22 protein-coding genes and 1 pseudogene are annotated in these 24701 nt (G+C 63.6%); 7 read left to right on the top strand and 16 right to left on the bottom strand.

What is annotated here, in order from left to right:
- Positions 1–24: 24 nt before the first annotated feature.
- The 6 genes from ON40_RS41665 to ON40_RS41640 form a co-directional block, all read right to left on the bottom strand.
- Positions 25–699, bottom strand: a complete 675-nt coding sequence (locus tag ON40_RS41665) for an HAD family hydrolase (protein WP_040831297.1) — start codon at positions 697–699, stop codon at positions 25–27.
- 142 nt (positions 700–841) lie between these two features.
- Positions 842–1633 carry an SAM-dependent methyltransferase gene (locus tag ON40_RS41660; protein ID WP_040831197.1) on the bottom strand — a complete coding sequence of 264 codons (792 nt, stop codon included), beginning with the start codon at positions 1631–1633 and terminating at the stop codon, positions 842–844.
- 61 nt (positions 1634–1694) lie between these two features.
- The gene (locus ON40_RS41655; protein ID WP_157186772.1) at positions 1695–2033 is read right to left on the bottom strand and encodes a hypothetical protein; all 339 of its coding nucleotides are present in this window, start codon (positions 2031–2033) and stop codon (positions 1695–1697) included.
- 146 nt (positions 2034–2179) lie between these two features.
- Complete coding sequence (locus tag ON40_RS48940; RefSeq protein ID WP_051194424.1) at positions 2180–3139, bottom strand: PALP domain-containing protein; 960 nt, start codon at positions 3137–3139, stop codon at positions 2180–2182.
- Entirely contained in the window at positions 3136–3441 is a 306-nt protein-coding gene (locus tag ON40_RS41645) for a hypothetical protein (protein ID WP_040831195.1), read from the bottom strand. The genes ON40_RS48940 and ON40_RS41645 overlap by 4 nt, the downstream gene beginning before the upstream one ends.
- A gap of 74 nt (positions 3442–3515) precedes the next feature.
- Complete coding sequence (locus tag ON40_RS41640; protein WP_040831194.1) at positions 3516–3731, bottom strand: hypothetical protein; 216 nt, start codon at positions 3729–3731, stop codon at positions 3516–3518.
- Between the two features lie 309 nt (positions 3732–4040).
- Here ON40_RS41640 and ON40_RS41635 point away from each other — a divergent pair, with 309 nt between their 5' ends.
- Positions 4041–5330: a helix-turn-helix domain-containing protein gene (locus ON40_RS41635; protein ID WP_169542000.1), complete on the top strand. Its 1290-nt coding sequence runs from the start codon at positions 4041–4043 to the stop codon at positions 5328–5330.
- Here ON40_RS41635 and ON40_RS41630 read toward each other — a convergent pair.
- The 3 genes from ON40_RS41630 to ON40_RS41620 are packed head-to-tail and all read right to left on the bottom strand — an operon-like array spanning position 5314 to position 7059.
- Entirely contained in the window at positions 5314–6168 is an 855-nt protein-coding gene (locus ON40_RS41630; protein ID WP_040831192.1) for a helix-turn-helix domain-containing protein, read from the bottom strand. The two genes, ON40_RS41635 and ON40_RS41630, sit on opposite strands and share 17 nt — an antisense overlap.
- On the bottom strand, positions 6165–6692 hold the full coding sequence (locus ON40_RS41625; RefSeq protein ID WP_040831190.1) for a DUF6879 family protein: 528 nt from the start codon (positions 6690–6692) through the stop codon (positions 6165–6167). Before ON40_RS41625 ends, ON40_RS41630 begins: the two co-directional genes overlap by 4 nt.
- Positions 6637–7059, bottom strand: coding sequence for a hypothetical protein (locus ON40_RS41620; protein WP_245568223.1), 423 nt, complete (start codon positions 7057–7059; stop codon positions 6637–6639). Before ON40_RS41620 ends, ON40_RS41625 begins: the two co-directional genes overlap by 56 nt.
- Positions 7060–7310: 251 nt before the next feature.
- On the opposite strand from ON40_RS41620, the gene ON40_RS41615 reads away from it, so the two are divergent.
- The 5 genes and pseudogenes from ON40_RS41615 (at position 7311) to ON40_RS41590 (ending at position 12419) form a co-directional block, all read left to right on the top strand.
- Complete coding sequence (locus ON40_RS41615) at positions 7311–7532, top strand: hypothetical protein (protein ID WP_157186770.1); 222 nt, start codon at positions 7311–7313, stop codon at positions 7530–7532.
- A gap of 179 nt (positions 7533–7711) precedes the next feature.
- Positions 7712–8806, top strand: coding sequence for a methyltransferase (locus ON40_RS41610; RefSeq protein ID WP_083896339.1), 1095 nt, complete (start codon positions 7712–7714; stop codon positions 8804–8806).
- A gap of 58 nt (positions 8807–8864) precedes the next feature.
- Positions 8865–10109 carry a cytochrome P450 family protein gene (locus ON40_RS41605; RefSeq protein WP_051194423.1) on the top strand — a complete coding sequence of 415 codons (1245 nt, stop codon included), beginning with the start codon at positions 8865–8867 and terminating at the stop codon, positions 10107–10109.
- A 113-nt stretch (positions 10110–10222) separates the two neighbouring features.
- A pseudogene (locus tag ON40_RS41595) lies at positions 10223–11935 on the top strand (ribonucleotide reductase barrel domain-containing protein).
- Positions 11936–11954: 19 nt separating this feature from the next.
- Complete coding sequence (locus ON40_RS41590) at positions 11955–12419, top strand: NUDIX hydrolase (RefSeq protein WP_040831182.1); 465 nt, start codon at positions 11955–11957, stop codon at positions 12417–12419.
- A 231-nt stretch (positions 12420–12650) separates the two neighbouring features.
- Here the strand turns inward: ON40_RS41590 and ON40_RS41585 are convergent, their stop codons facing one another.
- The gene (locus tag ON40_RS41585; RefSeq protein WP_083896336.1) at positions 12651–16022 is read right to left on the bottom strand and encodes a tetratricopeptide repeat protein; all 3372 of its coding nucleotides are present in this window, start codon (positions 16020–16022) and stop codon (positions 12651–12653) included.
- 471 nt (positions 16023–16493) lie between these two features.
- Here ON40_RS41585 and ON40_RS52830 point away from each other — a divergent pair, with 471 nt between their 5' ends.
- Entirely contained in the window at positions 16494–16682 is a 189-nt protein-coding gene (locus ON40_RS52830) for a hypothetical protein (protein ID WP_157186769.1), read from the top strand.
- A 49-nt stretch (positions 16683–16731) separates the two neighbouring features.
- On the opposite strand, the gene ON40_RS49405 is transcribed toward ON40_RS52830, so the two are convergent.
- The 6 genes from ON40_RS49405 to ON40_RS41555 form a co-directional block, all read right to left on the bottom strand.
- Entirely contained in the window at positions 16732–18945 is a 2214-nt protein-coding gene (locus ON40_RS49405) for an ATP-binding protein (RefSeq protein ID WP_040831180.1), read from the bottom strand.
- Positions 18946–19262: 317 nt separating this feature from the next.
- Positions 19263–19646 carry an ATP dependent DNA ligase gene (locus ON40_RS50855; protein ID WP_157186768.1) on the bottom strand — a complete coding sequence of 128 codons (384 nt, stop codon included), beginning with the start codon at positions 19644–19646 and terminating at the stop codon, positions 19263–19265.
- Between the two features lie 64 nt (positions 19647–19710).
- The gene (locus tag ON40_RS48930; protein ID WP_169541999.1) at positions 19711–20583 is read right to left on the bottom strand and encodes a DUF4913 domain-containing protein; all 873 of its coding nucleotides are present in this window, start codon (positions 20581–20583) and stop codon (positions 19711–19713) included.
- Positions 20580–22439, bottom strand: coding sequence for a type IV secretory system conjugative DNA transfer family protein (locus tag ON40_RS41565; protein WP_051194419.1), 1860 nt, complete (start codon positions 22437–22439; stop codon positions 20580–20582). Before ON40_RS41565 ends, ON40_RS48930 begins: the two co-directional genes overlap by 4 nt.
- A 70-nt stretch (positions 22440–22509) precedes the next feature.
- Positions 22510–23703 carry a hypothetical protein gene (locus tag ON40_RS41560; protein WP_040831179.1) on the bottom strand — a complete coding sequence of 398 codons (1194 nt, stop codon included), beginning with the start codon at positions 23701–23703 and terminating at the stop codon, positions 22510–22512.
- Positions 23700–24701 (bottom strand): hypothetical protein (locus ON40_RS41555; RefSeq protein WP_040831178.1); only part of this gene is annotated, 1002 nt, incomplete at its 5' end. The genes ON40_RS41555 and ON40_RS41560, both read right to left, overlap by 4 nt.

Here is a 24701-nt window from a genome sequence, read left to right as displayed (position 1 = left end):
CGGGATGAGGCAGACGCCTCGTGCTCACGTGGCGGCGGGATCGCAGAGACGAGCAACGGCATTGGTGACGAGGTGGAGTTGCCGGTGCTGCGGGTCGGTGAGCTGGGGCACCGGAAGGTACGGCATGCCGACTTCGACTGCGGCGCCGTCACGTGTCGCGTTGTCGCCGACCATCAGGGTGTGTTCGGGAGGGGTGCCGAGCCGATTCAATGCCAGCTGGAAGAATGCGGGATCGGGTTTCTGCACTCCCTCCTCGTTGGACAATACGAAGGTATCGATCGCATCGAGCAGTCCGACCGCCTCGAACATGGGCCGGATGTCGAAATGAATATTGCTTGCCACCGCGACCCGGCAACCCTTCCTCTTCACAGCAGCGATGGTCTCGGCGGCATCGACCGCGAAAATGTTGTACGACGGATCAGAATCCACCGCGAACAACTCATGTGCGAGGTCCTCAGGCAACCCGGCATCGGCAAACACCGAATAGTAGGTGTCGCGATGCCGCTCGAAACTAGTATTTCCCAACGGATCTCTCAGCCGGTTGGGTTCGCCCGCTGCTTCACCAATTATTCGCAGCAGATCTTTTATAGCGGTGTCGCTGTGATCGCGCCCGGACCTGCGTAGCGCTTCGCGCGCCCACCCTTCCTGGGTCAGCTCCGACACGAGCGTGCCAGGCCAATCGAAGACGATCGCTTGCACCGGGTGAATACTCTGTGTGCCCAAAGACTTTGCCTTTCAATGCATCTCACCTGCAGGTATCGGTGAGGAGTCGTGTGTTGTCGCCGATGTCCGGCCGCCCGCGATGATGAATTTGCTTGACGGGGGAAGGCCGCCGCGATGACTACTGCGGCGATACCCGGCACACGCCGCCCAACATGACCAACGTCGTCGGCGGTAGGTTGTGGCCGATCCACTCCTGGATCGGCACGACTCCTGGATCGAGCACCTCGAAGCCGTTGACCAGCTGTTCCACGTCGGATCTGGAGCGGTAGGCGCATTGCGCGGTCGTGCCGTCAGTGGCATACGCGGTCCGGTCGACGAATTCCTCACGTGTGTCGGTACAGGCGTGCGTGAAGACCAGATAGCTGCCCGGGGCCATGACCTCGCGGAACCGTGCGATCACCTCGGCCGGGCGTTCGTCGTCCATCACGAAATGCAGGACACCGACCAGCAGCAGGCCGATCGGTTGGCCGAAATCTATTCCCGCCTCGGTGCGTAGCCGTTCGATCAGGTCGTCGGGGTGGCGGAAGTCGCCCAGCATCGCGGTCACTGCGGGCAGGCTGGCAGCGAAGGCGTCGGTGTGCCGGTGGACGACCGGGTCGAAATCCACCGACGCGACCCGAACATCCGGGGCCACCGCGGACACCGTGTCGTAGACACTCGGCGAGGTCGGGATACCCACGCCGATGTCGAGGAACTGCCGCACACCCGCGTGGGCAGCCAGTTCCGCTGCGCCGGTGAGGAATTGGCGGCTGAACCAGGCCAGGGTCCTGGTGTCCGGGGCGATCTCGAGGAGTTGCATGGCGGCTTCACGGTCGGCCCGGAAGTTGTCCTTCCCACCGAGAAGGAAGTCGTATATGCGGGCACTGGTCGGTGTGGTCGGGTCGATCCCCTCCGGCGCCGATCGGCTCATGAGAGTCCTCGTGTCCCCTCCCACCAGCGGCATAGTCATCGGTCATGCATCGGGGGTGTGGTCATCGCATCCCCGCTCGCGTGAGCTCACTCAGCTGGGTGCGGGTCTGGTCTTGCGGGCTCGCGCGATACCAGCGGTCGGTCGATCTCGAGGTTTCGCTGGACCGTTCCGCGACGATCCACTGTTGGGCCGCGAATCCGTCCAGGATCTCATCCACCGTTCGCCGGCGAATTCCGCTGGCGTGCCGTAACTCTCGCGCGCAGAATCGGCGGCCGGACAACGCAAGGACCAACGCCGCGATCCGCGCCATCTGCCGACGGCGCCGCGCAATCGCCCTCCCACTGCGGGGATAGCGGACACCGAACCTGAAGTCGAAGTTCAGCCGGTCACCGTTGGACACCGACACCTCCCAGCATCAGCGCTTCCTCGAAGCGGCCCACACTCGGGCCGGTTCGCGACTGCCGCACCGTTGCTTCACCGGTCATGTTGCATCTCCTACGCATTTCTCAGTTTCCTAGACGTGCCGCCCCGGCGGCGCGCACTCGGTCAGGTGCCTGTTCTGCCGAGCGAATGTGGTTGCAGCCGAAACGGATTCGCTCGGTCAGGCCGGTCGGCCTCGGAGGGTGGTCCGGCCAGCAGCACGGCGACGGGCTCTCCCCGGCCGGGGCGGTAACAGCGGCGTGGCTCCTGGCACGTAGTCATCAACGCCGCCAGCGGCAGCGCACCCTCCTCGGTGACTATTCGTCCGCGCCACCGCAGCATCTCCGCCGCGGTCCTCAGTTCGGCGACCGTCACCGTCACCAACTCCAGTCGCACCCTCGGGCGGTCTCTGGGGATGCCCGGAAACCACCCCCCGGACAGCACCTCACGCACAGCATCGGGAATCGGCGCCCCCGCCATCGCGACGAGCACCACCTTGATGCCATGCTCGTACGCGGCGATGATCGTGCCCAGCAACAGTCCATCCTCGTCGACGAGCGGAACCGGGATCAGCACCGTCGCGACATCCCCTGTCCGGGCGTGCAGATCCAACACCCACGTGCACGCCCCCGCCGCCAGCTCACCACCATCGGGCCGCAGCGCCCCGGTAGCGAGCGCATACGCCTCGCAGCGTTCGACGCGATCACCGTCGCGCACCACCACGCCCTTGCCCAGTCTCTCCAGCGCGGGCGGCGGTAGTGGCGGCACGAACACCGTGGCAGGCACATCCTCGATCGATGCCGCCCACGCCCAGGCCGCAGCCGACGCCTCCGTCTCGGCCGCGACCGCAATCCCCGCCGAGGTCAACGCCCCCTCGTACCGCAAGACCCGCACAGCCGACAGCGCACCCCGAGCCCGGAACGAACCACCGCCCTGCTTGTGCTCCCGCGCCAGCACCACCCGACCCCCACCCCAACCCGGTAGCGCGGCCACGTCGAGATCCTCGGTCGCCAACGGCCTCACCCCATAACAGACCCGGCCCCACGCCATCAGCACACGCGCATACAGATCCTCCACGCCGGTCATGCGACGTACACGGTGCCGTGCAGCCAGGCCATAACGGCCGGACAAGCAATGTAGGTGCTGACCCGCATCTCGCGCCCGCCCGAGTCACGGCGAGTGCGGGCGTCGCGAAGGACGTGGACAATCTGGATCGCGAATTCCGCGACGCTCTCCCCCACTGCCGCACCGAGAGTGGCCACGTCGTGCTTCCGGGTCAGCGCCACAGCGCCGCACCCACGCTGCCACGCCCACCACGCGGTCAGGTTCGCACCGAGCATCTGCGCCGACGGCAGCGACCCCAGTGGCGCCCACTCCGGAATCTCCATAGGCGACTCCGTGTCACTGGCTGGGCTCGAATGATCGTGCGGCGTGCCGTATTCCGGCGATCCGTTCACCGGATTCACCGCGGATGGCTCGTGGAGGGCACCAGGCGGCGGGCCTCGGTGAGCACCTGCAGCGCGGCGGCCTTGCGGGGGCAGCGGATCGCCCGGCAGGCAATGTGGAACTGCACGATGGTGTGAGCACGCTCAACGCTGAACGGCGTCTTGGGTGCGGCGTGGGTTTCCTGTTCGGATAGCGCGATCGTCTGGTGGATAGCGAGGCTGGCGTAGGACATCGGGGAGCACCTTCTCTTTCCGGCGAGGTAAACGAGTCGGGATGTAAAGGCACCCGGCACCAAGGGCTTTCGCCACCCGCCACGGCACTGAGGCGGGCGCGCCGCACACCCGATAGCGAAAGGGGTACGGCGTCGGCTTGGTACCGGGTACCAGGGACGACCGTACGGCAGGGTTTCGCCCTTTTACGGGCGCATATATCCGAAACCTCTGAAATATGCGGAAAACCGTATAAAGTGCCGTAAAGGGCCGAATCCTTTGCCTGGCAACGTGTCCCGAGCAGCCAGGCGATCTTGCAAATGCACGTTCACTTGAAGAGCAGGGACAACAGCATGCACGTGACAACTGGCGAGGTCATCCGCCGGATTCGCAAATCGCTCGGGATGACACAAGCCGAATTGGGCGCGATCCTCGGCTATACACAACCCGTCATTTCACAGCTCGAACACGACGGAGCCGCCATCCACGATGTGCGGGTGCTGCGCCGTATCGCCAAGGCACTGCACGTTCCGCTTGCCATACTGGTGGTGGAGTCGGACGAGGAGGCAGACGTGAATCGTCGCAATTTCCTACGAGCCAGCGCACTCGGTGCCGGAACTGCCGTGGCAGCCGGAGCCACCGGACAAGCTGCTACTGCGTCATCAACCGCAAGCGTCCATGTCGGAACCGCCGAGGTTGCCGAGATAACCGCCAGTACCAATGAAATCCACGAGCTTGACCTGCTCGCGGGTGGCGACCGCCTGTGTCGCCTCGCCGCCAACGAAGTCCGCTACGTGAAGCAGCTGCTCGACAACGGCACCTATACCGACGCGGTCGGGCAAACTCTCACCAGCGCAGCGGCCGAGATGATGACCGCAGCTGGCTGGGTGAATTTCGATGCGGGCCGCCTGGATCAAGCACGGCGCTACTACGCCGAGGCAGCACAGACGGCGACTGCCGCGAACGATGGAATCGCGGCGTCACATGCTCTGCTCAACGCGAGCATGCAAAGTTTCCAGGGAGGCTTCGGCCCGTCGAAGCCTTCGAAGAAAGCACGTCCAGTAGACGGTGTCAACCTCGCTGACGCTGCGCAGCATGCGGCCCGCCGCGATGGCGGTCCGAGACTGCGTGCTGTAGGCGCGATCTACGAGGCGGGTGCCCACAGCGCGATGGGTAACAGCAGCGCGATGATGAACGCCATCAGCCGAGCGCACCGCGCGTACGAATCGGGCCGGGGCCACGATCCGAACTGGGTGTATCTGCCACCGGCGGCCTTGGCAGGGATGACCGGATGGTCGTATATGCGGATCGGGGACCACCACACGGCAGCGGTGTATCTACAAGAAGCTATAGACGGCACCGCTTCATGGCCACGGGAGAATGCCGGGTGGCGTATCAAGTTGGCGGAGAACCACATTCAAGGTGGGGATATCGCTGACGGCTGCCAGCTCCTGATCGACGACTTCGAGCAGATCAGCGGTATGACGTCGACGCGGCTCCGGGCGACTATTAGGAGCATCACGCAGGAGGTCCAACCGCACCGGGCGGTTCCGGAGGTTCGTGAGTTTCTCGGGCTGGTGGGTAGTAACTCACCTCCGACGACGATCACGGTCCCTCTTTGAATCGTGATCGTCGTTGTCCGATGGCCCCAATGATCAGGGCGCGGGCGGCGTCGCCGACGGCCGCCAGCTCGGCCAACACGCCGAAGACCTGACCGTACTGGGCGATCTCCCGTGGCTGCGTGATCGTCAGCTCGGCGGTTATGGTCTCCACCAGAATCATCCGACTGTCGTACATGACGAAGTTAGTTGTCTGCATGGGGATTTCTGCTTCGTCGGGAACGATGCCCAGCCTGACACGGGGCAGGCCGATCACGGCCAGCAGCCGGTCCAATTGGCCGGCCATCACGTCATCGCCGCCGACCGTTGTCCGCAGCGCCTGCTCCGCGATAAGGATAGAGAACCGGTGGGCGCCGCGATACAGGACCTGTTGGCGCTCCATACGTTTGGCGATTCCGGCCTCGATATCGTCAGGCACCCGGTGGCGGGCGATCGAGCGCTCGAGAATGGCGCGGGCGTACTCGGCCGTTTGCAGAATGCCGGGGATGAGAACGTTCTGGTAGATCCGAGTTTGGGCGGTTCGGTCGGCCAGCTTGACCAGATCGTCTTGCGCGCGGCCGGTGCCGGTGCTGAGTAGGCGCCGCATCTCCATGTACGCGGCGTCGATGTGATACAGGCTGGCAAGAAGATCCGGCAGCTGATCATCCGCGCCCGCGTATGTGCAGTAGGCGCGGATGTCAGCGTCGGACGGCTTGAGCTTGCCGTATTCCAGTTTGGATACCTTAGACTCGTGCCAGCCCGCCAAGGCCGCCAGCTTGCGTCCGGTCAGGCCCGCACGGCGACGGATCTCCCGAAGCCGTTGCCCGAGTGCCTCCTTCGCGTCGTAAACCTCGTTGGTCACCGCCGTGCGTCAGCACCCACGTAGGCGGCGAATGGAATTGCCAGCTCCCACAGGCGTTGACGTACCGACAGGCAATAGCCGACGATGCCCGGGTCTGTGGTGACAGCCATGCCCGCAGGCCGACCGTCCTGATCGACCAGATTGAAGGCCACCTCCTGTTCGTCGAACAGCCACCAATCGTCGGGCGGGACATCTCCGGCCTGATGGCGCGGGACGTAGCGGATGTCTTCACCAGCCGCAACATTGCCCTCGGTGATCGACAGCAGCCACCGCTGGTAGTCCGAATGCGGCTCCGTCACCACCCGCACCCGGCTGACGATGACACCGCGGGTGACTGTTTCACGCATGAACTGCACCCAGGGACGTTCGGCGTAGTCGGCGGGTGTCGGTTCGCCGTTCAGGAACCGGCGCAGTGGCTCGGATTCCGAAGCTGTGGCATAGGAATCGCGAACCTCGAGATGAAAGGCATTACGCTGACATGCGCGAAACGGATCGTCCGCGGAGTCGCCTTGGAGTAGCTGCACCGTAGTACGTCCTCTCTTGCTTCGGCACCTCGATGGCGGTCTCGTCGACCGCCAGGGTCAGTTGCTTCAGCGTGTCATCATCGGTCACCGGACGTCCAGCGAGGGTGAAGGTCCCGCGGCCAGTGTCGGTCAAGACCGTGTCGATGAAAGTGTCCGGTTCCAGGAAACCGAGAAGCAGATGCGGGATTTCGATCACCCCAGGAGCATCGGTCATCCAGCCCTGCACCAGATAGCTGTTGCGGTCGGTGGCATACAGCGTCGGGCAGTCGCGGTCGCCGGAACCGCCTTTGCCGAGAAACGCAAGACGCATGGTAGAGCCCCCTTCTAGCCGTGGACGCGGATTGTCCGCGCCGCCTTCATCATCCATGCACTTGGCACACTTTTGGTCGATCGTCGGCGAAGTCTTCCAAGTTTTTGCAAACTCATGGCGCAGCCGTGAGCTGGCACTTTAACGTCAGCAGTCAAGCGCTCGGCATCGGTGAAAGTCTGCTCGGGACAGCATAATTGGCTTGTTTCTGGTGCTGAGCGCTCACCAACCACTTGCGGTGAGGGGAGTGAACGGCTGTGCGTCGATACCTGGTGTGGGTCCACTGCTGCGGCATCCGGTGGGTGGTTCATGTGCCGGCGGTGAACCGATGGGTTCTGGTCGAGCACAAGAAGGCGATCGAAGCCACAGCGCACGCCCTGATCGCCGAGATCACCGGCGTGGCCGTGGCGTCGTTCGGCCTTGATCTCCACGAAGGCCGTGTCGTGAACAGTGTTGAGGAATTCGCTGCTACCACCAGAGATGCCGCACGGTGGGGCCTGGCGAGCGTGACCGGCCCACCCGATGCCCTGTAGCCGACCACCGAAATAGCGTACGCAGCATGGCAACTCCCGTTGGCCTCGCGGCGGGAGCGGATGCGTGCTGCCTGCACGCTGAGAAGTCCATCGTGTCCGCCTGGCCGAATTAGCCCTATGCCAGTTGTCGAGGCGGTTCCTCGCTGCGTGAATATGTCTTTCTGAAAAGGATTAGTACTATGAGTATCTTCTCGGGGCGGCGTTCGCAGGGGGCGCTGCACTATTCGACTCCGACGCCGGGGATGCGGGAGGCGCTGGCTGAGGAGATATCGAAGGATCGGCAGTCGGCGAGGTTCCTCACCGCTGAGGCGAACAGTTACGTTTATGCGTGTTGCCTGCGCGTGGTGGCGCAGTTGGGAGTGGCGGATCTGCTGTCGGACGGGCCCATGCGGGTCAATCATCTGGCTGAGCGGGTCAGCGCCGATGAACACGCGCTGTATCGGGTACTGCGACTGCTGGCCACCCGAGGAATTTTCCGGGAAACAGAAGCCGGAGTTTTTGTGCTGATGGAATTGGGGGCGTCGCTCCGCTCGGATGCGAGGTTCTCAGTGCGCGAGGGGATCTCGGCGGCCACGACTCCGGCAATCTATCGGGCGGGTGGCGAACTGCTGTACTCGGTGATGACCGGCGAGCCCGCGGTGAATCATGTGTTCGGTGAGTCGTTGTTCGACTACTTCGGTTCACACCCCTCTGACGGCGCGGAATTCCACAGCGGGATGGGACAGTACTCGGTGATCGAGAGCGCGAATTTCGTCCGCGAATGCCGGCTACCCGAGACCGGCACGGTGGTGGATGTGGGCGGCGGACAGGGTTCACTGCTCCTGATGATCTTGCAGCGCCACCGGGGCCTGCACGGGGTTCTGTTCGATCTTCCCCCCGTCATCGCCAATCACCGGATGGGCGAGCTCGAAGATGCGAACCGCTGTCAGGTGGTCGGCGGGAGTTTCTTCGACTCGGTGCCTGCCGGGGACGTGTATGTGATCCAGTACGTCCTGCACAACTGGGACGACGAGAGCTGCCTCGAGATTCTGCGGAACTGTCGGCGAGGCCTGGCTCCTGGTGGGCGAGTGATCATCCACGACATGATCGTCCCGCCCGGCCACGAACCCGATCAGTCCAAGGTACTGGACATCGTCATGTTGTCGATCGTCACCGGCCGCGAACGCACCCGGCAAGAATTCGAACACCTCCTACACGCGGCAGGGCTGCGGATCGTCCATATCACTCCGGCCACTCTCGGTGCGTTGTCGATCATCGAGGCCGAAGCAGCCTAAAAACACCATTTTCCCTAAAGGAACCCTTTTCCCGATTCTCGTCCGTTTTGGAGAATTCATGACGGCATTCACCTTCGGCGGTGATGTCCCCAGAATAAAGCTGTACACAGACGAATTCGCGGCCGACCCGCACCGCTACTACCAGGAGATGTATAGCTCTGGGGAGTCGTTGGTGCCGGTGGAGCTCGCACCGGGCATCGATGCCACGATGGCAGTTCGGTATTCGGCAGCGCTAAAAATTCTGCATGATCCCGAGCATTTCCCGGCGGACCCCCGGCGGTGGCAGAGGACGATCCCTCCCGCGGAGCCGATCCTGGCGATGCTCGGCTACTACCCGTCGACCCGGTTCTGTGACGGCCCGGAACACCAGCGGGTCCGTCAACCGATCAAGGCCGCGATCGAGAGTGTCGATCCGAATCGTCTGCATGCCGAGGTGGAAGACGCGGCGCTGTTGCTGATCGAATCATTCAGCGAGACCGGCGAAGCCGATCTCTTGTATGACTATTCGTTCCCGCTCGTCTTCACCGTCCTGAACCGGTTGATGGGGTGTCCGGACGGTCTGGCCAGGGACATCGCCGACGGCATGACCTTGCGGTTCAACGCGAAGGGCGAGGAATCCGTGCGTGGTGCGAACCAGGCCAAGACTGCGTTCGAGCAGTTCGCCGCAGCCAAACGCCGTCGCCTCGGCAACGACATCGCCTCGAAAATCATTCTCCACCACCACAATCTGAACGATCCTGAACTCGTCGGCGCGTTCATGTCCTGCTACGGCGCCGGGATTCAACCGCTGGTGAACCTGGTCACCAACACGCTCTACCGCACGATGCTCGACGACCGGTTCGGCGGCGGGGTGTTGAGCGGGAGCATGCTGGTCCGGGACGCCCTGGACGAGGAACTGTTCTATGACCCGTCGATGCGAGCCTTCTGCGTCCGCTATCCGACCACGCCGACGTTGTTCGAAGATGTGTGGCTGCCGGTGAACGAGCCGGTCCTGATCGGCATCACCGCCTGCAACAACGACCCAGCCATTCACGGAGATCGGACGGGGAATCGTGCACACCTGGCCTGGGGAACGGGCCCGCACATGTGCCCGGCCACCCCGATCGCCTACCTGATCGCACAAGGCGCGGTCGAGCAGTTCCTCGACGCGCTGCCCGACATTCAGCCCGAGGGCGAACCCCAGTGGCGGTCGGGATCGTTCCAACGAGCCCTGGAAGGGCTGCGAGTCACCTTCCCGGCGTACACGATGCCGCCCCGAACCCTACCGCCTCCTATCCTCTCGGCGGTGCACACAACAACATGACCGAACGCCGAAAGTCACTGTCGCAGAAGACAATCAGAGTGCAAGTTCGCCATCCACTGATGATGGCCGGATCGTGCACGAGATAGCGCTCGTGTCATCGAAATGAGCTGACCATGTCTCGCTTTCACCCATCCGCTCCGGCTGAACATGTGCTTCGAATCGGCAGGATCATCAGCCCCGACGAATCGCCAGCGGCTATGGTCGAGCGCGTCACGCGCTGCCTGGCAGAGCAAGACGCCAAGTTCTCCGGCCGGCGTCAGGCCGAGACGTTTGCCGCCGAGTTCGAATCCGCCTGTGATGGTGAGGAAATCGTCATGAGCACGCCGGTCATGACCAACGCGGGCCGCTACCCGGACCGGCCGCTCACCGCGTGCGCAGTCCCGAGCGCCGATGTCACCGCGTCCGAAACGCTGCGGTTGCGTCACGAGGTCCTCGAACTGCACGAGCAAGGCATGGGAACCGGGTTCGCTCTCGACGAGACCGAGGATCCCGTGGCCACCCTGCGGTTCCTCAACCAGGTCGCGGTCGACAGCGCGGCCTCCGAGCGCGAGGACCGCCCAGTCGGCAACATGGCGATCCTCAGCGTCCGGCACCCGAAGATCCACGAATTCATCACCGCCAAAACCGACGCCGCCTCCGGCGCCACCGACTGGAAGTTCAACATCTCGGTCAACCTCGACAACGCATTCATGACAGCAGTCCGCGAAGGCGAACGCGTACAGCTCGATGACGGCCGCCACGTCGACGCCGGTCACCTGTTCGATGACCTCTGCCATGCCGCAGCGATCTCCGCTGATCCTGGCGTGGTGTTCCTGCACCGGATGAACGCCCGCAACCCACTTCCCGGCATGGGCGCCTACACGACCACCGCCCCCTGCGCCGAGGTCGGCCTGATCGCGGGCGAGACGTGTTAGTTCGGCTACCTCAACATCGCCGCATTCGTCACAACCGACAGCACGGGCCAGCCCGTCACCGACTTCACGAAGCTCGAACAGACCACTACGCTGCTGACCCGAGCACTGGACAACTGCCTTCAGGTCAGCGAACAGAACCTCAACGGGCCACGAGCGCAATATATCTCGCACCAGAAACGCAAGATCGGCATCGGCCTCTGCGGTGTCGCCGACGCGCTCAGCATCGCAGGCCTGCCCTACGATTGCGCCGCAGCCCGCGACCTGATGACCGATATCCTGTCGTTCATCAACTTCACATCCAAACAGGCCTCGGTCCGACTGGCCCACACGCGCGGCCCCTGCGGGGCGATGCGGACAATGATCATCGGCAACCGTCACCGCGAGTGCCCGGGGCACATCGAGAACCTCTACACAGAACCGACTTCCCGCACTGTAGGGGCCGATGACTGGCGTGCACTCTCCCGACACATCGCCGCATCCGGCATGCTGCGCAACATCTCCACCATCGCACTACCGCCCGCCGGGCGCAGCGCACTGGTCATCGACGCATCCACGGGCGTGGAGCCACATTTCGACACCTTCGCCGCGAACAACACCGTCCTGGACCAACTCGAGAAAATCGTGTGGGCCAAGTACGGCGAGTCCATCCACGCTGACCACACCGCACAATCAGCGCCGGTCCGGCAGATTCTCGCCTCCGCATCGAGCATCGGCACGAACGGTCACGTCGCCATGGCCGCCGCGCTGCAGCGCTACACCGACGAGGCCATCGCCAAAACGATCAACCTCCCGGCCGGGTCCACTGCCCACGACGTCAAAGACGCCTACCTCACCGGCTACCAGGCAAACTTGAGCGGGATCACGGTATACGTAGACCGCAGCCGCACCGAACAACCCAAAACGCTACGGTAAGAAAGGAATTGGATACCCCATGAGCGACACCACCCACTTCCAATACTGTCAGAAACTTGTCGTGATCGATCCCAGGACCGACAGTGTCCTGCTGGCCCGACGCAAGGGAGAAGCCGATTACGACGGCGTCTACTCCCTCATCGGCGGGAAGATGGAGACCACCGACGGCTCGATCCTGGATGCGATCCGCCGCGAGAAGGACGAAGAGATCGGCACGGCGGCCATCATCTCAATCGCGGAGGACGTGTCGTACAACGCCTTCTACCGGAAGGAGGACGGCAACAGCATGATCCTGCCGCACTTCTACGCCGAATACGACGGCGGCGACATCGAACTCAACGACGAGTACTCCGACTACACCTGGGTCCCCACAGCCGAACTCGATACATTCGAGCCGAAGATCGACACCATCCCGACAGCCGTCCGGTGGGCAGCACAGATCGGCGGATTGGTGAAAGATGGTCGCGGGCTGACGAAGCTGTAGCACGCTGGCAGGTACAGCGGACCGCAACGGCACCGGGACGAGCCGGATGCCGACCGAGCTGCTCCATACACGAATCCCCGTCTCCGTGCGCGGTATAAGGCTCGTTTCGATTTGCGAAAGCACTGACATTCAGGGGGATCTTGATGGTAGATCACGCTCATTGCCCACAAGGGGGACTGTCTGAGATCCGACACTCCCGGCCGCACCATCAGGTCGCCGGGTAGCGGACGGCTATTTCGGGGCAGGTGTGGTTCGTACCTCGTCGTCGTGTGCGGCGAGGTGCATGCGGGTTTTGCGGAGTCCTGCGAGGTTGGCGCGTGCTCGTGTGGTGAGGGGGTGGCCTGGGCTCAGGAGGTGTTCGCAGTCCGCGAGTACGGCTTGGTAGAGGCGGATTGCTTGTTTGTGTTGGTGGGCTGATTCGTAGATGGTGGCGAGGTTGTTGCGTGTGGCGAGTGTGTCGGGGTGGTCCGAGCCCAGTACGCGCAGGCTCTCGTTGACGATGGCTTGGTACAACTGGATCGTCGTGTCGAAGTGCCCGGTCGATTCGTGGACGAGGTTGGTGCCGGGGGGCGGGTAGAGCTGGATGGCGTCGGGGAGTCGTCCTGCGGCGCGGTAGGTGTAGGCGAGGTCGCGGCGGGAGGTGAGGATGGCGGGGTGGTCGGCGCTGAGGACTTGTTGGCGGCGGGTGAGGACGTCTTGGTAGAGATCGATGGCGTCGTCTAGTTGTCCGGTGACGCGGTGGGCGTGGGCGAGGTAGTGGCGGGTGCTGAGTGTGTCGGGGTGGTCGGGGCCGAGGATGCGGGTGCGGTCGGTGATGACCTGGTGGTAAAGGTCGATGGCTTGGTCGAGGCGTCCTGCGGCTTCGAGGGTGCGGGCGAGTCCGTTGCGGGCACTGAGGGCGCCGGGGTGGTCGGGTCCGAGCAGGCGGGCGTAGTCGAGGGCGACGTCGCTGTAGAGGGTGAGGGCTCGGTCGAATTGTTGTGCGGCTCGCAGAGTTCGGGCGAGTTTGGTGCGGGTGATGAGGGTGCCGGGGTGATCCGGGCCCAGGACTTGTGTGCGTTCGTGGAGGACTTCCCGGTACAGCTGGAGCGCGATGTCCAGTCTCCCGGCCGAGCGGTAGGAGCCCGCGAGGTTGTGCCGAGACCGCAGCGTCCAGGGGTGGTCCGAGCCGAGTACTCGGATGCGGTCGGTGAGCACGTTGCGGTACAGCTGTATCGCTTCGGTGAGCTGTCCGGCCCAGCGGTAGGCACCGGCGAGGTTGTGTCGGGTGGTGAGGGTGTCGGGGTGATCGGGACCCAGGATCTCGAGCCGGTCGGCGAGCACTTCGTGGTACAGCTGGATCGCTTCGGGGAGTCGCCCGGCGGTGGTGTAGGCGTAGGCCAGGCCGTTGTGTGAGGTCAGGGTGCTGGGGTGGCGGGCCCCGAGGGTGAGTGTGCGGCCTTGCAGAACTCTGTGAAACAGTGCGGTGGCTTTGGTCAGGTCTCCTGCCAGCTGGTAGGCGTAGGCCAGGCCGTTGAGGGAAGCGAGTGTGCCGGGGTCCTCAGGGCCCAAAGCCTTTTCCCGGTCGGTGTGTACGTCGCGGTAGTGCTGGACGGCATCGTCCAGGCGGCCGATTGCGCGGTGGGTGTAGGCGAGGTTGTGGCGGGCACCGAGGGTGCCAGGGTGCCGCGGGCCCAGGATCCGTTGATAGTCCCCGACGGTGGCGGTGGCCAGGTCTACCGATCGGGTGGTGTAGGCGGACTCGACCAACTGGTGCACGGCCCAGTCACGCGCGGCGAGTGCTTGTTCGACGACAGGCGTACTTGCTCTGGCGGGGAGCCCGGTCTGCCAGAGGGCGTCGATCTGGGTGACGATGTGTGCGCCGACTTCTCGGTGGGCCCATGCGTGGGCGCGGTCGAACAGGAGAGGTTGCAGCACGGCGAGGGTGTCGGTGACGAGTTCGTCTACGCGGCCGGCGTTTTGGGCGCGTTCGCGCAGGATCCTGGCGACAAGTTTGTGCATGATGACCGCGTCACCGGCAGTCGACCAAGACAGCAGCGACGCTGAGACGCAGCGGTCGAGTGCTTCCTCGAGAGCCCAGTCGTGAGTGGGTGAGAGGATACGGGCCATCCCGGTAGGGGGCAGCAGGATTCGTTGCACACCGGCCGGAGACAGCATGGACATGATCCGCAGCAGCAATCGGATCTTGGCCTCGATCGCGGGGTTGTCCTCATCGGTCTCCACGGTCTGGATGGACAGCAGAATCGCCTGCACGAGCGGCAGGGCGTAGTCGTGGCCGGTTTGGCGTTTGAGGACATGTGCGAGTGGCTGTTCAGCCAGGAGTTGATGGTAGCGGGGGTAGTCCAGGCGGCGCTTTGTGATCGTCGCCGCGGCCACCGACAGCGCCAGCGGGAGGTCGCCCAGGAGTTCAGTCAACTCATCGGCCTCGCTCTGATTCGTCAGTCCGGTGGCCGCAGCGAGGTAGGTGACCGATTCGGCGCGGGTGTAGACACCCAATTCCACCGGTTCGCCCAGGGAAGTGAACGCGTGATTGGTGGTGGTGATGATGACCCGGGTTGGTCCGGCGACGGGGAGCAGTCGGCGGATTTCGTCCGGGTCGGTGGCATTGTCGAATACCAGCAGTCCCGGTTCCTTGCGGCTGGACAAGTAATCGCGCAGGTGCTGAGCGGATTTCGCGGTGTCGCCGCCGGGGTCGGCCACTGCGAGACGTGCGGCGATCTCGGCCATACCAGCGTGCGCGGTGTCGATGGTCGCGGCATTGATCCATCCGACCAAACCGTCACCGCCCTGGATCGTGTCGCGGGCCACCGCGGCGGCCAGGTGCGTCTTGCCGACCCCGCGCATCCCGGTCACCACCACGACCAGCCGGGCACTGTCGAACATCGCCCAGATGCTCTGCAACTCCGTACGGATGATGAAATGCTTTGGCTCCTGCGGGATTTCACCAGCAACCACCGGAGAGACACGTATGTGGGTCGCAGGAGGGTCCGCGTTCTCGGCGTCTTCTCGGGGTGAATCAACCGGAGCGAACAGCCCTGATGGAGACTCGGCGAAAGGGGAGCCGACGAACCGGCCCCGCCGGGGCATCCGATGTTCCGGCACACCAGTAAGAGCGACCAGCAACTCGGTGATGCCGTCGAGGGTGAAATCGCTGACGACGTAGCGAGTGGTGGAGTACGCGGCCAGGAAGGCGGGGATGTCGTCGATCGAGCAGCCCGGCAGCACCACCGGCAGCACGCGCCGTACTTCGTCGCGAAGGTTGCGCGTGAGTCTGTCGCGGATGATCGTGGCCTCGAACTGCGCGCCGCGCCCTTCCTCGGGTGGTGCGGTGCCGTCGGCTCGCCGCTTGTAGTCGGGCGAAGCGATGATGACGACGAAGTCCGCGTGGGTGAGCTGTTCGGTAGCCCACAATGACCAGTCCAGGCGTTCGTGGTCGTACCACGTGTCGAGATGGACATCGATACCCGCCTCCATCCGCAGAAACGTCGCGAAACGACGCACCAGGTCCTTGTGCTCGGGTGTGTCGTGCGAGTAGCTGACAAACACGCGCGGCGAGGAACCGCCGTCGGTGGCGGGCACCACTCTAATTTCATCTGCGTACATTTTTCATCCCCATTGTGTTCATCCCCCTGGGAACATGGGTCGAGACCGCACCCCATCCGGATGGCACGGTCTCGAGACCTCAACTCAATCGAATCAGCCTGAAGATTCCGAATGGTCATATACCCGGGCGTACACACACCCAAAACCAGAAACCCGTCAAGGTGGCTTACATATAGCCGTCCCCTTATGTTGATCTCAACCTTAGAAACGCACGGCCGGTACTGAACGGGAAAATGAAAAAGACAGATGCAATAACACGCCGGACACTGTATCGAAAATGTGTTCGATCAACGTTGAGCTCGGGACGTCGCGGTTGGACATCCGTTGCGTCCTGGTTGTCGGCGGTTTCATGGTTTTCGAAACCGTTGGAAACAGGAAACCTCTATCGCTCGATCCTGTGGCGAGTGGATGATATTTCATAGTTGACACAACCGGTCAACCCAGATTCTTTAATGAATGTGAAGGATTTCCATGAAGACAACAGTGCAGCTCATCACTCGAATCTTGATCTGGTTGTCGATTATTGTTTTCCTGTTCCGTTTCGCCGCAATGGAGTCCATCGCCACCACGGCAGCCAACTGTCTCTTCACGATTATTGTGACACGCATTCTCATGGCCGGTCGAACTCCCAGAATCGAACAAGCCGAGACCGCCAGCTGACCGCAGCATTGTCGGTATCTCATCGGATGTCGCGCTCCTATTACAGTTCCTATTCGCGATGAAGTAGCTGGATGCGGGCCTCACCTACCATTTTCGGATCGAGGGCGGAATGGGTTGCCGAGGCTCGCGTCCACAGGTCCTCAGCCACTTGCCGACTCCCGGTCGCGGCATGAGTATTTCCCAGGCCGGTCATCGCACGGGCGATCTCGTAGGACGTTTCGCATTGCTCGCCTTGTTCGACCGCCTGGGCGTAGTACGAGGCCGCTTCGGCGAGGCGGCCTGCGCAGTAACATACCCATGCAATGCAGTTGATCGACATGACCGCATCCAGTTCCAGATCGAGCTCGCGGGCCTCGGTCAACGCCTGCGTGGCATGGGCGAGTGCGTCGTCGTAGGAACCCAGTTCTGTCTCGGTGAGAGCGATGCCGCGTAACGTGATGGCAGCATTTCGCCGCGAGCCGCTGCGTCGATAGGAATCGAACGCATCGCGCAGACTGCTCAAGGCGGTGCTGTGATTGCCGAGATACAAATCCACCCAGCCGAGATTGCACCCTGCATTCGTCAGGCCATGGTCATCATCTGTTTGGCTCAGTACCGCGTATGCCTGTTTGTAGTGGGCTGCTGCGGTCGATAGTTCACCTCGGTCGGCGTATGCGATGCCGAGGTTGTTGAGAGTTGTGCCCCAGGCGCGGTCATCGTTCGCCGCCCGCGCGGCGTCTGCCGCGATTGTGTGCGTTCGGATCCACGGATCCCACAGTTTGTCCAGGAAGAAGAAGTCCCGCATGCTGAAGGCGAGCTGCCAGCACCGGCGGTGCATGCCGCGATCGGCCGCTACCTTGCACAATTCGACCAGACAGGGCCACTCGTGGCGGATCCACGCCAACGCCTGGTGTCGATCGCTGAATCCGGTCGTGACCTCGGGCAACTGGTCCAATACCAGCGCAAGGCGCCGGCGGTGCGGAGCGATGAGTTCGCTGCTCGCTTCTGCCTGGAAGGTGCTGTAGTCCAGCAGTCGCCTCAGGGCATCATCTCGATCCTCAACCGATACGTCGGTGAGTGCCTGGTCGACGGCGAACAGTCGCAGTAAGTCATGGAATCCGTAATATTGACCTGCTGTCCGCACGATCATGTGCGAATCGTGTAGTTCAGCCAGCATACGTTTGGTCGGACGCAGCGAAAGACCGGCCACTGCGGCAGCTGTGCGTGGATCGATCTCGTTGCCGGGTATCAGGGCCAAAACTCCGAAAAATTGGCGAAGATCGGTGGACAAGACACCATAGGACAACCGAAACGCAGTCATCACACTGCGCTCACCATCCTCGAGCGCGTCGATGAGTTCGGATTCATCGGCCAGGCGCTGAGTGATGTCGTCGAAACCCTCGTCCTGCGTGTTTCGTATTCGCGCTGCGATGATCCTCATCGCCAGCGGCAGGCTCCCGCACCGCTCCACAAGACGGACCACGGGCTCGTCATCGAGCGGCAACGCTTCTCCACAGACTAATCTGAATAATCGGATCCCCTCACTCTGCGGCAGAACTTCCACGGAAACATGGGTCGCCTCGTCCATCGCGATCATCCGGCTGCGGCTGGTGACAAGGACTCGGCACTGCGATGCACCAGGTAACAATGGAAGCAACTGGTCAACACTTGCGACATTATCGAAAACGATTAATAGACGCAGCTCCCGGAGCCTGTGACGATAGAGATTGGCGCGGCCATCCAGGTCTGCCGGAATCTCCTCACCCGGCACACCGAGCGTCCGTAGCACATTATCCAGCGCATCCACGCTGGACATCGGCGGCAACACCGGAGAATGGCTCCGAAGATCGAAAAACACACACCCATCAGGAAAGCGCCCCTCAACACTCCAGGCAGCCCGCAAAGCCAATGCTGTCTTACCTACCCCAGCCATGCCAGTCAGCACGCACACGTCGGTATCGCCATCCAGCAGCGCGGCGCGAACCTCCTCCAGCTCCGCCTGCCGGTCGGCGAATCGTCGAGTAACCGACGGCAGGCCCGAAAATTTGAGAGCTACACCTTTACCGCCGCCTCGGTCCGAAGAAACCAACGCAGTCAAAGTACCGTCAGCACCCAACGCCTCATCACATATCTCCGCGAGTCTCCTGTTGGCCCTTACGCGACCGTTCTCGACCCTGCTCAAATAGCCCTTGCTGTAATGAATACGCGCAGCGAACACAGGGATAGACAGCCCCGCCGTGAGACGCAAACGTCGAAGCTCCGCACCGAATTCTGATTCCACCATATGAACTATGATGCTCCAACCGGAAACATCAAACCTGTCATCCTGATCGCGGCCGCCACGTTACCCATACGCTCGACAGTTTCAGCAAATGCTCGGCGAGCCATCCGGCGTGCCACACCGATACCGGATAATCCCGACAGCGATCACACAGCGACCGGCACAGATGGATGGGCGTAGTCGTTCCGCCTGGACCGCAGTTGCTTGAGGTCGGCCTCGATTTCGAAGCCGCAAGCCAACGGCGTCCCGCGTCGCATCCGGTCGGATCTCGAGGAAACATTCCGAAGTCCAGCCGGAAACAGCCGATGCCGGATGAATGTTCAGCTCGGCCAGTCGATCTCGGCGACATCCACGTCGCTGCGGACTCCCTTGAACGAAGGCTGCCGCAGCACACCGTCGCCAGTTACCTCCCTGTAGGCCACGTCCACAGCGACGATCGGGTCGCACCAATGAGTCGACCGCGCAATCTCACGCGGCGCTTTCACATCCAGCGGCGAGTCCGGCCGGGCGATACAGTCGAGCGCGTCTCGGATGGCACGACGTCCAGCGATCGTGAGGCCGCTCCCCACGCAGCCCGCGAACCGGAGCTGCCCGTCGAGTCGGCCGGCGAGTACGAGGGATTCGAGGCCGCGCTGACTGGTGCCGCTGCCCTTCAGCCAGCCCGTGAGCATGGCAATCTCGAGACCGCCGTCCGCGCGCTGCATTCGAAGCACAAATCCTTCTGTACTGCAGTGCCATTCACTGATCCGAGATCGCGGTACCGTCGGCTCATCTGCCGACTGTTGGCAGGGCGCGGAAGTCCGGTCCGAAGCCCAGTTCCTCGGTGGGAATGGCAGCGCCACGTAGGCCGAACCAGTTGGGTGGGACATTCGTGGAGGGCAGACCGGGGTGGGGGATGTGCTGGTCGGGTGTGCAGCGGTGCAGGGGGCCGTTCGCGGCTTCGAGGATGTGGCGCATGTGTGGGTCGATGTGGTTCACGAACAGAGTGGACATCGCGGTTTTGTCGTCTGCGGTGCGGGCTGCTTCGAATACTGCATGTAGGGCGGCGAAACGCAGTGCGACTCCGTGATGGGCCCACCATTGGCGGCACCACGTGTATTGGCCTTCGCGGTTGTTGCCCGAGATCCGCACGGCGGTCACCGGTAGCAGCCAGTGTTCGACGAAGTCCGCGTAGTGCGCGTACCGCGGTGGATGCTTCTTCTGGGCACTCGGTTTGAAGGTCGTCCCGAACCAGTCTTGAGGCACCGGATCGCGCGGAAGTGGGGGCAGTGCAACGTGTTTGGTGCGTGTGCAGCGGTGCAGTGGCCCGTTCGCGGCGTCCAGGATGATGCGGAAGTGGGCATCGATGTGGGAGAGCAGATAGGTCGATACGGCGCTGCCGCTGTGGCTGCGACGGACTTGCTCGAAGGCATTGTGCAAGTGTGCGATTCGTACCGCGACGGGGCGGTGTTGCCACCATTGGGTGCACCAGGTCATGGTTTGTTCGCGGTTGGCTTCAGCCAACCGTGTTGTGACAAAGGGGAATAGCCATTTTTCGGCGAAGGTGACGAAGTCGCGGTATTTGGGTGGGATCGGTGTCTGCTTCGGCGCTCTTGTATCGACTGCAGGCGGGGAGCCGGGGTTGGTCGGCGGTGTGGTCATAGTTCGGTTCCTTTTGTGCCGCTGGGGCTTTCGTCCTGTGGCGGTGATCCGATGGTTGTGCCGGCGGGGTCGTTGTTGAATCGCTTCAGGGAGTCGGTGATGATCGGGGCGAGGTCGGGGTTGTCCCACCAGAAGTGCTTTTTGATGAGGATGGGTTCGTGACCGGGCAGGCGGATCAGGGCTCGGTCGCGAGGGAGTTTGTTGAGTTTGGCGATGTTGAGGACGGGTTCGGCCCGCCATGAGGTGGTGCGGTTGACCCCGCCGGGGCCGACGGAGCGGGAGTAGTCGGCGACGTCGTGGTCGTCGATGAGGCGGGCCCATTGTTCGAGGTAGGAGTCGTTGGCGATGTTGCCGCCGAAGATTTCGATGGATTGTGCGCGCATGGTGCGTAATCCGTTGACGCTCCACAGGTCTTCGCCTTGCTCGATCACCTGCAGGATCGTCACCAGGATCACCCCGGAACCCGCAGCGTAGGTGTAGTAGGACGGGAGTTCATCGATGCGGGCGCAGTTCGCGGCCTCTTCCAGCACGGCGAGCAGCGGGACCGCGAGGCGTCCGCCGCGGCGCGATCGCGCGATCTTCAACGCGGCTTCCAAGATCTGCCCGACCAGCGCCGCGGTCAGGGCCCCGGCGGAGTCAGGCCCGGCGATAGACAGTGCGTAGAGGGTGTCGGTGCTGGTCACGAACTGCGCCGGTTGGAATTCGGGCAGCCGATGGGTGGTCGGGTCTGCGGCGGTGTCGATGACGATCCCGTCGGCACCCTCGTACACGGTGAACCGTGTGCGCGAGGGCGGGGTCACCATCTGCGCGTACCCTTCGTCGGACAAGGTGTTCAGGAATCGCCTGGCCATGTCGTACAAGCCATCTCGCTGTCTGGCGTAGAGGGATTGCGCGTCCAGGATCCGGCGCGCGGGCACCAGGTGGCCCTTGGCGCGCAGGATCAGCGCCGGAGTCTGATCCTGGTCCGCCGAGAGCCATTCGGACACGTGCAACAGGTCCCCGCCGATGCAAGCAGCAGCGAACATGTGCAATCCGAGGAGCTCCTGAGCGCCGCCGTCGAAGTAGGAGTCGACCTTGGCGCCCGATCTCTCGGTCGCCGATCCCGAGGCCGCGGAGACGAAGAACGCCGCGAGCTTGCGCGCGGCGGGCAGATTGTGCACTTGGGCCAGCAGGTTCACCCAGAACCCGCACTGCGGTGTGCCGGTGACTGCTTGCAGGTCACACATCCACACCGTGCCGCGCTCCTCTGCTCCGGCGACGGTGTGCTGGTAGAGGTCTGGTCTGTTGCTCGTGGCCAGGACCGGCCCCCACGCGGACAGGACCGCGGGGATTGCCCACGCCATGGTCTTGCCGGTGCGCTGCCCGGCGGCGATGACCAGGGACTGCTCGGCCGGTAGAAACAGTTCGATCCCGCCTATGACGGTGCTGCCCAGTGGTGGCCCGGCCATGGTCCGGACCTTTTTGGGTGCGTCCTTCAGGAGGCGTTTCGCGGCGATGGCGTTGTCTTGGCGGCGAGCCAGGGTGATCGCGGCAGGTGGATCCATCGTGCGTGCGGCGGCGTCGATGCCGCTGCGCCGCGGCCACCGGTGCCGGGCATAGAGTGTGAATACTGTTGCTGCCGTGGCGATCACGGCACCGATCGCGGATGCTTGCCATGGCCATCGATGCCTGCCGAGGATCACTTCGAGCACAGCGATGAGCGGATTGGCGACAACAGGCAGTCCGGCGCACCAGCTTCCCAGGCTCAACGCGATCCACGCCAGCACCACCAGGCCCGCCACGGCCAGAGATGCCAGCAGCAGCCAGGTTTCCTCGCCCAGGGCGCCGGTGGTGCGGCGTCGGGTCTGTCTGGCCATCACAACATCGCCTCAGGAAGTATCGACGCCCCTGTGAACAGTTGTGGACAGCGCTGTGCAGCAAGAGTTTTCACGACCCGACCTCCGCACCGAGTTCGGCTTGCTCGGCCGGTTGCTGCTCATGCTGTGTGGGTGAGGTCCAGTCGGTGCCGCGATTACCGGTCAGTGCCGCATCGACTGCTTCATCGATCACCGTGCCCGGCGAGGCGGCCGGCTCGCCGACGCTGCTGGTGGAAGCGGTTGCCTGCCCGCTTCGTTCCGGGCTCGTTTCTACGGTGGTATGTCGTTGTGGCGGGTCGAGGTTCCCGGGCGGTCGGTCCGCAGGCTGGTTCTCCGAGCTGGGGTTGTCGCGTCCACGCTGGTAGGCGCGGTAGGTGATGTCGTGGGGCACACCGGCATCGATCGCATCGGCGCGGGCGGAGCGCAGCGCGGTCTGGAGTCGGTCGAGTCGTTCGATGGTGGCTTGGTCCGCGACTGGGTCGCCGGTGAATGTCTCGGCGGTGCGGGTGTGTTCTGCGGCCAGGTCTTGGATCTGCCACAGCAGCCGCGTCTGAACCTCGGGTCCCAGGGCAGTCCGGGTGTCGGGGTCCAGGAGGGTTGTCTCGCGTAACTGCGGTGGTAGCAGTAGTGCTCGCTGCTCGGCGCGGCTGAGGTATTCCTCGGCCAGCAGCAGTTCGTCGGTCGCTGTGATTGCCGCATCCACCGACGCCAAGCTGATCGCACTGCTTGGGGTACGTGCGACGCCGAGCGTCTTGTCCACCGCAGTGCGGTGGTCGGGGCCTTCCTCGCGGGCGCTGTCGCGCAAGGCCGCGCGGTGCGCGATCGGCTGTGGCCGGGATCGAGCCGCGTCCTGGTCGGATCGGGTCGGCAGTTCGTGCGCGTGGCCGGTGAGTTGGCGGGCGTGCCGCCCGGTCAGCCACAGCTCCGAGTCGGGAGCAAGGTCTCCCCGCATGTGGGCGCGACCGAGTTGTTCAGCTATCCCCCGGGCATGCTCGGGATCTGTTTCCCAGAGGTCGACCGAGTCTTTGAGGTCAGCCCACATGCGGCGTAACCGAGGATCTCGGTGCTGGGCCCATTCGGTGTCGAGCTGCTCGGCCGTCTGCTCGAATTGATCTGTCTGCCTGCCATTTTCGCCGTACGGGGCGACTTCCCTGAGCAGGTGCTGGTGGGCGAACGCGGCGAACAGCTCGCGCACAGCCGGGTCGTCGATATCGGTGTAGTGGTCCGGGTCGGTGATCCCGGCCCGTGTGTCCGGCCAGCTCACGGCTGCACCTCCTGCCCCGTCGATCGCACCCCGGCAGAGGTGTCCGTACCGATGGGGTTGACGCCCGGCTCCCCGGCTGTGGACCTGCCCCCGAGGGCTGTTGCCGCGACGGCATCCTGGATCCCCGCTCCCTCGAGGCGAACATCGCTGTCCGATACGGGCTGCTGCTGCGGGGACGGCACGGCCCGGAGCCGAGGCGCACCAGCCTCGACCGAACCGGGTGCGTGGGTCGGGTGGCTGGCGGTGTGGGCGAGTTGCTCACGTAGTGCGGTGATCTCGGTGCGCGCCTGGTGTTCTCGCTGGAGTGACTGCGCGGCAACCATGGCCAGGACGGTTGAGCCGGTGTGTGCGTCGGCGAGCTCGGTGGTGAGTTGTTCGATCCGTCCGAGGTAGCGGTGCGCGGGAGCGTGCGCCCACGGCACACCCGACTCCCCCAGTTCCTGGGCGGCCTGGATGTGGTCCTGGGTGATTCCGGCTGCCGTGGCAGCGTGGCAGGCGTGCGCCAGCGCTGCGGCCAGTAGCTGCTGTTGGGTGGTGGGATCGTCGTCCAGGACGATGCCCTCGATGTGGCCCGCGGTGATCGCGGCCAAGTTCTGGACCTGCCACAACCGAGCAGCCGCCACGGCATCGTCGGCGGCGCGGCGCCCGTATGCCTGGGTGACCGGTCCCTCGTAGAGAGCTGGCGGGACCGCCATTCTGAGGTACAGGCTCGCCAATTTGTGTTCGACTGCGGCCTCGGGTTTGGCCTGTGTGGACGGAAACAGCGGCGGCGGAGAAGTTTCCGATGCGGGGATGGGGTTGGTGTTGGTGTTGGACATCGCGTCCTCGCTGATGAGCGGACCGCACCGGTGTTTCCACGCGGTGTGCGCGGATTCGGCGGCGGTGTGGATGTCCCTCGCGGAGAAGTGAACTGCGTCGCAGGGGGCTGTGATGAGTGGCGTCAACAACCACCACAGCCAGAAACTCGAGGGGTATCGCGTACGGCTGCTGATGCACCG

It is taken from the genome of Nocardia jiangxiensis NBRC 101359 (assembly GCF_000308615.1).
Lineage (GTDB): Bacteria > Actinomycetota > Actinomycetes > Mycobacteriales > Mycobacteriaceae > Nocardia > Nocardia jiangxiensis.
This window is presented reverse-complemented; position numbering and strand designations above follow the sequence as displayed.

Bases quoted from the DNA above. Each gene is read 5' to 3' on its own strand.
- ON40_RS41660 (WP_040831197.1), bottom strand. From the start codon at position 1,633: ATGAGCCGATCGGCGCCGGAGGGGATCGACCCGACCACACCGACCAGT.
- ON40_RS48940 (WP_051194424.1), bottom strand. From the start codon at position 3,139: ATGACCGGCGTGGAGGATCTGTATGCGCGTGTGCTGATGGCGTGGGGC.
- ON40_RS41645 (WP_040831195.1), bottom strand. From the start codon at position 3,441: ATGGAGATTCCGGAGTGGGCGCCACTGGGGTCGCTGCCGTCGGCGCAG.
- ON40_RS41640 (WP_040831194.1), bottom strand. From the start codon at position 3,731: ATGTCCTACGCCAGCCTCGCTATCCACCAGACGATCGCGCTATCCGAA.
- ON40_RS41620 (WP_245568223.1), bottom strand. From the start codon at position 7,059: ATGGATGATGAAGGCGGCGCGGACAATCCGCGTCCACGGCTAGAAGGG.
- ON40_RS41610 (WP_083896339.1), top strand. From the start codon at position 7,712: ATGAGTATCTTCTCGGGGCGGCGTTCGCAGGGGGCGCTGCACTATTCG.
- ON40_RS41605 (WP_051194423.1), top strand. From the start codon at position 8,865: ATGACGGCATTCACCTTCGGCGGTGATGTCCCCAGAATAAAGCTGTAC.
- ON40_RS41590 (WP_040831182.1), top strand. From the start codon at position 11,955: ATGAGCGACACCACCCACTTCCAATACTGTCAGAAACTTGTCGTGATC.
- ON40_RS41585 (WP_083896336.1), bottom strand. From the start codon at position 16,022: ATGTACGCAGATGAAATTAGAGTGGTGCCCGCCACCGACGGCGGTTCC.
- ON40_RS52830 (WP_157186769.1), top strand. From the start codon at position 16,494: ATGAAGACAACAGTGCAGCTCATCACTCGAATCTTGATCTGGTTGTCG.
- ON40_RS49405 (WP_040831180.1), bottom strand. From the start codon at position 18,945: ATGGTGGAATCAGAATTCGGTGCGGAGCTTCGACGTTTGCGTCTCACG.
- ON40_RS50855 (WP_157186768.1), bottom strand. From the start codon at position 19,646: ATGCAGCGCGCGGACGGCGGTCTCGAGATTGCCATGCTCACGGGCTGG.
- ON40_RS48930 (WP_169541999.1), bottom strand. From the start codon at position 20,583: ATGACCACACCGCCGACCAACCCCGGCTCCCCGCCTGCAGTCGATACA.
- ON40_RS41565 (WP_051194419.1), bottom strand. From the start codon at position 22,439: ATGGCCAGACAGACCCGACGCCGCACCACCGGCGCCCTGGGCGAGGAA.